The organism is Photobacterium alginatilyticum, assembly GCF_009910675.1.
Classification (GTDB): Bacteria; Pseudomonadota; Gammaproteobacteria; order Enterobacterales; family Vibrionaceae; genus Photobacterium; species Photobacterium alginatilyticum.
On the sequence record NZ_RSEJ01000036.1, the window covers coordinates 45141 to 54799 of the forward strand.

Consider the following 9659-nt stretch of genomic DNA (forward strand, 5'->3'; position numbering starts at 1 on the left):
TGGGTTGTTATGAATGTTTGTCATAACAGCCAGTTGTAAGGGAATGGGTAACATGGCAAAAAAACGATTTATTGCCGGAGCGGTGTGTCCTGAGTGTAAAAAACAAGACACCTTGCGCTGGTGGCAAGAGAATGATGTCGAGATGGTTGAGTGTGTGGAGTGCCATCATACCGACCGTCGGTTGCCGCAATCTGTAGCGGAAAGTGAACAGCTTTCCCCGCAGACCAAGCAGCAAGTAATTGGGATCTTTAAACCCGAATAGCGAGCAGATATTGGCATCAAGGTGCCTTTATCCGTTATTATGCGGGGGAGATTTATATTGAGTGCCGTTTCATCGTGATTGTGCGTCTGCAAGATAGTCACAATGAAACGGTACTATCTACCTATCGGAGTAAACATGAAAGTCACTAAAGACATCGTAGTAAGCCTAGCTTATCAAGTGAAAACTGAAGAAGGCGTGGTTGTTGACCAGTCAACAGCGGATGCACCACTGGATTACCTTCACGGCCACAACAACCTGATTGTTGGTTTGGAGAAGGCTCTGGAAGGTCGTGAAGCCGGTGACAAATTTGAAGTGACTGTTGCTCCTGAAGATGCATACGGCGAGCACGTGGCTGAAATGGTTCAGCGTGTACCTGCAGATGTTTTCCAGGGTGTTGACGAGATCACTGTTGGCATGCGCTTCCTGGCAGATACTGACCAGGGTCCGATTCCTGTCGAAGTAACGGAAGTTGATGGCGACCACGTTGTTGTTGACGGTAACCACATGCTAGCGGGCCAGACGCTGACATTTAACGCGGAAGTTGTTGCACTGCGTGCTGCAACAGAAGAAGAGATCGCTCACGGTCATATTCACCAGGGCGGTGGTTGCTGTGGTGGCGGTAGCTGCGGCGACGACCACGGTCACGACCACAAAGAAGAAGGCGGTTGCTGTGGTGGCGAAGAGAAGGGCGGCTGCGGCTGTTCTCACTAAGCCCTGTGCTTAATCAGTAATAGAAAACGGGAAGCTCAGGCTTCCCGTTTTTTTTGAATCATCAATAATGCGGTGGCGGCGTTTCTTCGGATTCGCTGGCCATATTGGATGGCTCTATGCCTTTCACCTTGCCGACCATATATTTCAGCTGCACCTGCATTTCGTCAATCAAAAACTGCTGTTTGGTCAGTGCCTGGTTCAGATCTTCGATGGTCTGCTCCTGGAAAGCCTGTTTCATTTCCAGCTCGTCAATTTGAGCCTGTAGTTTGTCGATGTCACTCATAGGGCGAATGTGTCCGCGGTTAATCTGTGGTCCAGGCCTGGGCAATACCGGCGGATGTGCCGGATATAACCCGTCCGTCAGGGGTAATGGCCACATCATACACCACTGCCGCCGGTGGTCGAGTATCTTGTTGCGCTGCCGCTTCCCAGCGGCCGAGGTTGTCGCCTGTCTTGCTGTCCCACAGTTCGATGCGCCTGGCCGGGGTGCCTGTTGCGAGCTGGGTGCCGTCATCCGAGAACCGGGCGCTGGACAAGTTTTGCTGACGCAGGCGAACAGCCAGCTCGGCCTGTTTCTCGCCGCTGCTGAGATCCCAGATAAACACATCGTTGCCGCCATCGGCGGTGAGTGCCAGTTTACCGTCCCGCTGAAGGGCGACCCGGCTGATCCGCGAAGTATGCTCGAACTGATAGATGATTTGGCCGTTGCGGGTATCCCACAGGTAAGCGTAATAGTCATTGCCGCCCGACAGGGCAAACTGTCCGTTGGCTGACAGGGCTACAGAATTCACTTTTTCTCGATGGGCAAGGAACTCTAGCCGCCGTCCGCTGCCCAAGTCGATGTACAGTGCCTTGCCGTTAGAGAGTCCCAGCAGAATATGCTGGCCGTTGCTGGCAATATCGACATCGCGGATGATCCCGTCCGATATGGACCAAAGCCCGTCTGAGCGCCCCCATGCCAAGTCCCACACCGCAAAATTTTGCGCCGTGGCGGTAATGGCGTAGCGGTTGTTGTCGGAAATGCGGCTGGTCAGAACGGTATTGTGATGTGGGTCTTGAGAACCAAAGTCGGCTAACTTTTTGTTTTGCTGTAAATCCCATAGCACGATACCTTGTTCCGTTGAGTGCAGAATGGCAAAGCGGCCGTCTCGGCTGAGGCTAAAGCTGGTGGCACCTTCGGGAGCAATAGACCAGCGCTTGACCTCTGAGCCCGAAAAAAAGCAGCCAGTCAGGGTAATCAGTGCCAAAATAATGCTAAAGGCTTGTATTTTTTTATGCATTAAGGTCTGGTTCCGGTTTGTTTTGCTAAGAGATAAAATGTGGCTAAGCGTATTAAGTCACTGATTAAAAATGATAGTTAGGCAGTGACTTAATACGGTTGGTATTAGTATATTGATATAGCGCGCTTTTCACAGCAATGGTGAAAAGCCGATTATAAAAATGAGGCATTCCCTCATCGATTGATGGAGAAATACATGAAACCTGTTCTAAAGATGTCTGTTTTGGCTGCTACGATCCTACTTGCTGTAGGCTGCCAAGATGAAAAAGCGGCTGAAGCAAAACCTGCAGAACCTGCAAAGGTAGAGCAGGTAGCATCTGAGGCAGCGCCGGCAGCATTTGCTTCCGAGGACGAGAAAGCCGCCTATGCGATCGGCGCATCACTGGCGCAATATTTGTCGGCAAACCTGGACCAGCAAAAAGAGCTGGGTCTGGAGCTGGACCGCGAGCACGTACTGGCTGGTGTTAGCGATGTATTTGCAGGCAAGAGCCGCATGACACCGGAAGAAACGCAGCAGGCGCTTCAGGACCTGGACAAGCGTGTGTCTGAAATCGTGGCAGCAAAAGCGCAGGCAGAATCCGAGAAGAATATTAAGGCCGGTGAAGAGTACCGTTCCGAGTTTGAAAAGCTGGAAGGCGTGATGAAGACAGACTCTGGTCTGCTTTATCAGGTAGAAACACAGGGCGAGGGTGACAAGCCGGCAGCCACCGATACTGTTAAGGTTCACTATAAGGGAACCCTGACTGACGGCACCGAGTTCGACAGCTCTTATAAACGCAACCAGCCAGCGACATTCCCGCTGAACCAGGTGATCCCAGGCTGGACTGAAGGGGTGCAACTGATGCAGGTTGGTTCTAAGTTCAAGTTTGTTATTCCGCCAGAGCTGGCATATGGCTCTCAGGCTAACCCGAGCATTCCTGCAAACTCAACCTTGGTGTTTGAAGTTGAACTGCTTGATATCGTCAAGGCTGAAAAACCTGCGGCAGAAGTAACACAGTAAGCAATTGTTTGCTAAGGCTTAATATGCCTAAAGCGAATATTCAGTAGACAAAACCCGGCCTCTGCCGGGTTTTTTGCTTTATACTGCTAGTTGAATATCCAGATAAAAGTTCAGGCTACTGTCAAAATTCTGATAAACTTGCAAGCAAGATTTGAAATTTTATCCGTTCTATTTATTTTCACGATCTTCGATGACGGTGAAACTAAATAAAATGGTTTGAGCAAGGAAGATATGACAGTGGTATCTACAGATAACTTTGGCTCTGAAGTCATGATCGAGAGTGATTTGATTGAGCCGCGCGCGTTTAGTGAACATGATTATATCATCTTACGCTCCTACGAGGCCGTGGTAGATGGCCTGGCTGCGCTGATAGGACCGTTCTGTGAGATTGTGTTGCACTCACTGGCTGATTTGAACACATCGGCGATCAAAATTGCCAATGGTGAAAATACCGGGCGTAAGGTCGGCTCGCCGATCACCGATCTGGCATTGCGGATGTTGCGCGATATTGAAGGCTCGGAGCGTAACTTCTCCCGTGCTTATTTCACCCGTGCCAAGGGCGGCGACCTGATGAAGTCGATCACCATAGCGATCCGCAATGGCGAGGATCGGATCATTGGTCTGCTTTGTATCAACGTCAATCTGGATGCGCCTTTCTCCCAGATCCTGCAATCCTTTATGCCGACCGATGAAGCCAAGCAGGCCGCATCAAGTGTTAACTTTGCCAGCGACGTCGACGAGCTGGTCGATCAGACGGTCGAGCGAACGATTGAAGAGATCAATGCCGACAAGAATGTATCGAACAATGCCAAGAACCGCCAGATTGTCATGGAGCTATACGACAAGGGTATCTTCGACATCAAAGATGCAATCAACCGTGTGGCGGAGCGACTGAACATATCCAAGCACACGGTTTACCTGTATATCCGCCAGCGCAAGACTGAGGACGGCGAAAAATGAGCCTGAATTATGTGCTGGTGGTTGACGGGCCGGCATATGGTACCCAGGCAGCCCGCTCGGCTTTTCAGTTTGCCGAGGCCCTGATTGAACAGGGGCATCGGCTGTCGCGGGTGTTTTTCTATCAGGACGGTGTCCATAACGGTTCATCCCTGTCGGCACCGGCATCGGATGAGTTTGATCTGGTTGCTGGCTGGCAGCAGTTGGCAAAGGCGCATCAGGTTGAACTGCAGACCTGCGTAGCGGCAGCACTGCGCCGTGGGATCGTCAGCGAACAAGAGGCGCAGCAAAATACCCTGCCGGGGCATAATCTGGCCCCGGGTTTTGAGCAGGCCGGGCTCGGCGGCCTTGCCGAGGCAATGCTGACAGCCGATCGGGTTATTCAGTTTTAAGTCATTACCATTCAAGAGAACCTATGAAATCGCTAGGCTTTGTATTTCAGAGTGCGCCTCATGGCAGCAGCAGCGGTCGTGAAGGGCTGGATGCCGTCTTGGCGACGTCGGCATACAGTGAAGATATCAGTCTGTTTTTTATCGGCGACGGTGTCTTCCAGCTGTTAGCCAACCAGCAGCCAGGGCAAATATTGTGTCGTGACTATATTGCGACTTTTAAGATGCTGAACCTTTATGATGTCGAGAATATTTATGTTTGCCGCCAGTCGCTGTCCGAGCGTTGTATCGAAGACAGTGAGCTGGTAATAAACGTCGATGTAGTCGATCAGGCGGACATTACGACTAAACTTCATCAGTGTCAGCGAATTCTAAGTTTCTGAGGCCGTTATGCTCCACACCATCTCAACATCTCCCTTCCAGACTCAAGATCTGCAACGTTGCCTTCAATATTTGCGCCCAGATGATGAAATTCTGCTATTACAAGACGCGGTTAGTGCCGGAATTGAAAAAAATAGCTGGTGCGAGGCAATAAAAAAGTCGGGTGTAAAAATTTATTTACTGGAAGCCGACCTCGCTGCAAGAGGCTTGGCCGATAAAGTCGATAACAGTATGAATGTTATTGATTTTAAAGGATTTGTTTTGCTCACCGAACAGCATGAAAGTCAGCTTAAATGGGGCTGAAGTCAACGAAGACGTTGCATGATATTTGGCTTTTTCCAACTGTTTAAGAAATGATCATCTGATTGATCGCTGTATATATCTTGACACCCATTAGTGCGATGCCTAAAATTTCGCGTCCTCCTGTTGTTGGGAGGCGGATTTTTCACATTTACGAAAGTAATATTTCAGGAGCTATTTAATGGCAACTATTAACCAGCTGGTACGCAAGCCACGTGCAAAGCAAGTTGTTAAAAGCAACGTGCCTGCGCTAGAAGCGTGTCCACAAAAGCGTGGTGTATGTACTCGTGTATACACTACTACTCCTAAGAAACCAAACTCAGCACTACGTAAAGTGTGCCGTGTTCGTCTAACAAACGGTTTCGAAGTAACATCATACATCGGCGGTGAAGGTCACAACCTTCAGGAGCACTCAGTTGTTCTTATCCGCGGTGGTCGTGTTAAAGACCTTCCGGGTGTTCGTTACCACACTGTTCGTGGTGCACTTGACTGTGCAGGCGTTAATGACCGTAAACAAGGTCGTTCTAAGTACGGTGTGAAGCGTCCTAAGTCTTAATGGATTCCGTTAAGTAAGGCCAAACACTAAAATTATTTAATTTTGAAGAAACTGAAAAGTTTTGGATAACCTGAAGAAGACAACGGAGAATATCCATGCCACGTCGTCGCGTAATCGGTCAGCGTAAGATCCTTCCAGATCCAAAGTTCAAATCTGAGCTGCTGGCAAAATTCGTTAACATCCTAATGGTTGACGGTAAAAAATCTACTGCTGAGAAAATTGTTTACACTGCACTTGATGCAATGGCTGAGAAGTCAGGTGAAGAACACCTAGCAGTATTCGAAAAAGCTCTTGAAAATGTACGCCCTGCGGTAGAGGTTAAATCTCGCCGTGTTGGTGGTTCAACTTACCAGGTGCCTGTAGAAGTACGTCCAGTACGTCGTAACGCACTAGCTATGCGTTGGTTGGTTGAAGCTGCGCGCAAGCGTGGTGAAAAATCTATGGCTCAGCGTCTTGCTGCAGAAATGCTAGACGCGGCTGACAACAAAGGTTCTGCTGTTAAGAAACGTGAAGACGTTCACCGTATGGCAGACGCGAACAAAGCGTTCGCACATTACCGCTGGTAATACCGACTTGGCGCAGCAAGCCTGGCTTGCTGCGCCTAAACCATACTCTAAGGTTAACCTTAGTAAGAGGATACAGCCGTGGCTCGTAAAACGCCTATCGAGCGCTACCGTAATATTGGTATTTGTGCTCACGTTGACGCCGGTAAAACAACAACTACCGAGCGTATTCTGTTTTATACAGGCCTGTCTCACAAGATTGGTGAGGTTCACGACGGCGCTGCTACCATGGACTGGATGGAGCAGGAGCAGGAACGTGGTATCACTATCACTTCTGCTGCTACTACTACGTTCTGGCGTGGTATGGAAGCTCAGTTTCCTGAGCACCGCGTTAACATCATTGACACCCCGGGACACGTTGACTTCACCATTGAAGTAGAACGTTCTCTGCGTGTACTTGATGGTGCAGTTGTAGTTTTCTGTGGTTCTTCGGGTGTTGAACCTCAGTCTGAGACCGTATGGCGTCAGGCTGACAAGTACGAAGTACCGCGTATGGTTTTCGTCAACAAGATGGACCGAGCTGGTGCAGACTTCCTACGCGTTGTCGACCAGATCAAGAACCGTCTTGGTGCGAATCCAGTGCCAATCCAGCTAAATATTGGTGCTGAAGAAGAATTTAAAGGTGTGGTTGACCTGATCAAGATGAAGACCATCAACTGGTCGGAAGAAGATCAAGGCACAACATTCACCTATGAAGACATTCCAGCAGAGATGCAAGACCTTGCTGATGAATGGCGCATGAACTTAGTTGAATCAGCTGCCGAGGCATCTGAAGAGCTAATGGATAAGTACCTTGAAGAAGGTGAGCTGTCTGAAGAAGATATCAAGGCAGGTCTACGTCAGCGTACACTAAACAACGAAATTGTTCTGGCAACTTGTGGTTCTGCATTCAAGAACAAAGGTGTTCAGGCAGTACTGGATGCGGTTATCGAATTCCTGCCGTCTCCTACGGAAGTTAAAGCTATCCGTGGTGAAGATGAGCTGGGTAACGAAATCGAGCGTCACTCAAGCGATGACGAACCATTCTCAGCGCTTGCGTTCAAGATCGCAACAGACCCGTTCGTTGGTAACCTGACTTTCATGCGCGTTTACTCGGGTGTTGTGAACTCTGGTGATTCAGTCTACAACTCTGTTAAAGAGAAGCGTGAACGTTTCGGTCGTATCGTACAGATGCACGCGAACAAACGTGAAGAGATCAAGGAAATCCGCGCCGGTGATATCGCCGCGGCGATTGGTCTCAAAAACGTAACTACTGGTGACACGCTGTGCGATCAGGATCATAAAGTGATTCTTGAGCGCATGGAATTCCCGGAACCAGTAATTCAGATCGCGGTAGAGCCGCGTTCTCAAGCTGACCAGGAAAAAATGGGTATCGCGCTGGGTAAACTAGCGGCAGAGGACCCGTCTTTCCGCGTAGAAACCGACGATGAGTCTGGCCAGACGCTAATCTCTGGCATGGGTGAACTTCACCTGGATATCATCGTTGATCGTATGAAACGTGAATTCAGCGTTGAATGTAACGTGGGTAAACCTCAGGTTGCATACCGTGAGACCATCCGTGGTCGCACGGAAGTTGAAGGCAAGTTCGTACGTCAGTCTGGTGGCCGCGGTCAGTTTGGTCACGTATGGCTTAAGATCGAACCATCGGAGCCTGGTGAAGGCTTCGTCTTCGTGGACGAAATTGTGGGTGGTGTTGTACCGAAAGAATTTATCGGTGCGGTATCGAAGGGTGTCGAAGAGCAGATGAACAATGGTGTACTTGCCGGTTACCCGGTACTGGACGTCAAAGCGACTCTGTATGATGGCTCTTACCATGATGTTGACTCGAGTGAAATGGCGTTTAAGATCGCAGGTTCAATGGCATTCAGGAAAGGTGCGCTAGAAGCAAATCCGGTAATTCTTGAGCCAATGATGAAAGTTGAAGTAACTACTCCGGAAGACTGGATGGGTGATGTTGTCGGTGACCTTAACCGTCGTCGCGGCATGATCGAAGGTATGGAAGAAGGGCCAGCAGGCCTGAAGATTGTCCGTGCCCAGGTACCGCTTTCAGAGATGTTCGGTTACGCAACAGATCTTCGCTCTGCTACTCAGGGTCGTGCTTCTTATTCTATGGAATTCAGTGACTACGCTGAAGTGCCGAAGAATGTTGCAGACCGAATTATTGCAGAACGCTCTTAATTTGATTATTGCGTCAATCGTCGTTGACGCATAAAATACAAACTTCAGACGCGCCCCCTGACCTAGTAGGGGGCGTATCTTAACTAGGAAGGAACACGATCGTGTCTAAAGAAAAATTTGAACGTACGAAACCGCACGTTAACGTTGGTACTATCGGCCACGTTGACCACGGTAAAACTACTCTAACTGCTGCTATCTGTACTACTCTTTCAAAAGTATACGGTGGTGAAGCTAAAGACTTCGCATCTATCGATAACGCTCCAGAAGAGCGCGAGCGTGGTATCACWATCTCTACTTCTCACGTAGAGTACGATACTCCAASTCGTCACTACGCACACGTAGACTGCCCAGGACACGCCGATTACGTTAAAAACATGATCACTGGTGCTGCGCAGATGGACGGTGGTATCCTRGTTGTTGCTGCAACTGACGGCCCWATGCCTCAGACTCGTGAGCACATCCTACTAGGCCGYCAGGTTGGTATCCCATACATCATCGTGTTCATGAACAAGTGTGACATGGTTGATGACGAAGAACTRCTAGAGCTAGTAGAAATGGAAGTTCGTGAACTTCTATCTGAGTACGAATTCCCAGGTGACGACTGCCCAGTAATCATGGGTTCTGCTCTTGGCGCGCTAAACGGCGAGAAAGAGTGGGAAGACAAGATYGTTGAGCTAGCTGAAGCACTAGACAACTACATCCCAGAGCCAGAGCGTGCGATCGATCGTCCGTTCATCCTACCTATCGAAGATGTATTCTCAATCCAGGGCCGTGGTACTGTTGTAACTGGTCGTGTTGAGCAAGGTATCATCACTGTAGGTGACGAAGTTGCTATCGTAGGTATCAAAGAAACTACGCTAACTACTTGTACTGGTGTTGAGATGTTCCGTAAGCTTCTTGACGAAGGCCGTGCTGGTGAGAACGTTGGTGTTCTACTACGTGGTACTAAGCGTGACGAAGTTGAGCGTGGTCAGGTTCTTGCTAAGCCAGGTTCTATCACTCCGCACACTACTTTCGAGTCAGAAGTATACGTTCTGTCTAAAGACGAAGGTGGCCGTCACACGCCATTCTTCAAAGGCTACC

General features: G+C 49.4%; 13 protein-coding genes. 11 read left to right on the top strand and 2 right to left on the bottom strand.

Annotated features, from left to right (window positions below; all coding sequences use genetic code 11):
- Positions 1 to 52 precede the first annotated feature (52 nt).
- Both EIZ48_RS24965 and slyD read left to right on the top strand, forming a co-directional pair.
- The gene (locus EIZ48_RS24965) at positions 53 to 262 is read left to right on the top strand and encodes a YheV family putative zinc ribbon protein (protein WP_160657720.1); all 210 of its coding nucleotides are present in this window, start codon (positions 53 to 55) and stop codon (positions 260 to 262) included.
- 135 nt (positions 263 to 397) lie between these two features.
- Complete coding sequence (gene slyD / locus EIZ48_RS24970) at positions 398 to 973, top strand: peptidylprolyl isomerase (protein WP_075762934.1); 576 nt, start codon at positions 398 to 400, stop codon at positions 971 to 973.
- Positions 974 to 1034: 61 nt separating this feature from the next.
- Here slyD and EIZ48_RS24975 read toward each other — a convergent pair whose 3' ends face one another.
- Positions 1035 to 1256, bottom strand: coding sequence for a SlyX family protein (locus EIZ48_RS24975; protein WP_160657721.1), 222 nt, complete (start codon positions 1254 to 1256; stop codon positions 1035 to 1037).
- Positions 1257 to 1275: 19 nt separating this feature from the next.
- The gene (locus EIZ48_RS24980; protein WP_160657723.1) at positions 1276 to 2253 is read right to left on the bottom strand and encodes a WD40 repeat domain-containing protein; all 978 of its coding nucleotides are present in this window, start codon (positions 2251 to 2253) and stop codon (positions 1276 to 1278) included.
- Positions 2254 to 2448: 195 nt separating this feature from the next.
- On the opposite strand from EIZ48_RS24980, the gene fkpA reads away from it, so the two are divergent.
- The 9 genes from fkpA to tuf all read left to right on the top strand — a co-directional run.
- Complete coding sequence (gene fkpA / locus EIZ48_RS24985) at positions 2449 to 3252, top strand: FKBP-type peptidyl-prolyl cis-trans isomerase (RefSeq protein WP_160657724.1); 804 nt, start codon at positions 2449 to 2451, stop codon at positions 3250 to 3252.
- A gap of 237 nt (positions 3253 to 3489) precedes the next feature.
- Positions 3490 to 4212: a PAS domain-containing protein gene (locus tag EIZ48_RS24990; protein ID WP_160657748.1), complete on the top strand. Its 723-nt coding sequence runs from the start codon at positions 3490 to 3492 to the stop codon at positions 4210 to 4212.
- Positions 4209 to 4601 (top strand): sulfurtransferase complex subunit TusD, encoded by a 393-nt coding sequence (gene tusD, locus EIZ48_RS24995; protein ID WP_160657726.1) that lies wholly within the window; start codon positions 4209 to 4211, stop codon positions 4599 to 4601. Before EIZ48_RS24990 ends, tusD begins: the two co-directional genes overlap by 4 nt.
- 23 nt (positions 4602 to 4624) lie before the next feature.
- Positions 4625 to 4981: a sulfurtransferase complex subunit TusC gene (tusC, locus tag EIZ48_RS25000; RefSeq protein WP_160657729.1), complete on the top strand. Its 357-nt coding sequence runs from the start codon at positions 4625 to 4627 to the stop codon at positions 4979 to 4981.
- A 7-nt stretch (positions 4982 to 4988) separates the two neighbouring features.
- A complete protein-coding gene (gene tusB, locus EIZ48_RS25005) occupies positions 4989 to 5282 on the top strand; it encodes a sulfurtransferase complex subunit TusB (RefSeq protein ID WP_160657732.1) in 294 nt (97 codons plus the stop codon).
- 178 nt (positions 5283 to 5460) lie between these two features.
- Complete coding sequence (gene rpsL / locus EIZ48_RS25010) at positions 5461 to 5835, top strand: 30S ribosomal protein S12 (RefSeq protein WP_004399892.1); 375 nt, start codon at positions 5461 to 5463, stop codon at positions 5833 to 5835.
- Between the two features lie 95 nt (positions 5836 to 5930).
- Complete coding sequence (rpsG, locus tag EIZ48_RS25015) at positions 5931 to 6401, top strand: 30S ribosomal protein S7 (RefSeq protein WP_047877869.1); 471 nt, start codon at positions 5931 to 5933, stop codon at positions 6399 to 6401.
- 78 nt (positions 6402 to 6479) lie between these two features.
- Positions 6480 to 8576 carry an elongation factor G gene (gene fusA / locus EIZ48_RS25020; RefSeq protein WP_160657734.1) on the top strand — a complete coding sequence of 699 codons (2097 nt, stop codon included), beginning with the start codon at positions 6480 to 6482 and terminating at the stop codon, positions 8574 to 8576.
- 101 nt (positions 8577 to 8677) lie between these two features.
- The coding region (gene tuf / locus EIZ48_RS25025; protein WP_160657736.1) for an elongation factor Tu at positions 8678 to 9659 on the top strand (982 nt) is incomplete at its 3' end.

Coding starts and splice junctions, on each gene's coding strand:
- tusC (WP_160657729.1), top strand. CDS start 4,625: ATGAAATCGCTAGGCTTTGTATTTCAGAGTGCGCCTCATGGCAGCAGC.
- tusD (WP_160657726.1), top strand. CDS start 4,209: ATGAGCCTGAATTATGTGCTGGTGGTTGACGGGCCGGCATATGGTACC.
- rpsG (WP_047877869.1), top strand. CDS start 5,931: ATGCCACGTCGTCGCGTAATCGGTCAGCGTAAGATCCTTCCAGATCCA.
- fkpA (WP_160657724.1), top strand. CDS start 2,449: ATGAAACCTGTTCTAAAGATGTCTGTTTTGGCTGCTACGATCCTACTT.
- EIZ48_RS24965 (WP_160657720.1), top strand. CDS start 53: ATGGCAAAAAAACGATTTATTGCCGGAGCGGTGTGTCCTGAGTGTAAA.
- slyD (WP_075762934.1), top strand. CDS start 398: ATGAAAGTCACTAAAGACATCGTAGTAAGCCTAGCTTATCAAGTGAAA.
- EIZ48_RS24980 (WP_160657723.1), bottom strand. CDS start 2,253: ATGCATAAAAAAATACAAGCCTTTAGCATTATTTTGGCACTGATTACC.
- rpsL (WP_004399892.1), top strand. CDS start 5,461: ATGGCAACTATTAACCAGCTGGTACGCAAGCCACGTGCAAAGCAAGTT.
- EIZ48_RS24975 (WP_160657721.1), bottom strand. CDS start 1,256: ATGAGTGACATCGACAAACTACAGGCTCAAATTGACGAGCTGGAAATG.
- tusB (WP_160657732.1), top strand. CDS start 4,989: ATGCTCCACACCATCTCAACATCTCCCTTCCAGACTCAAGATCTGCAA.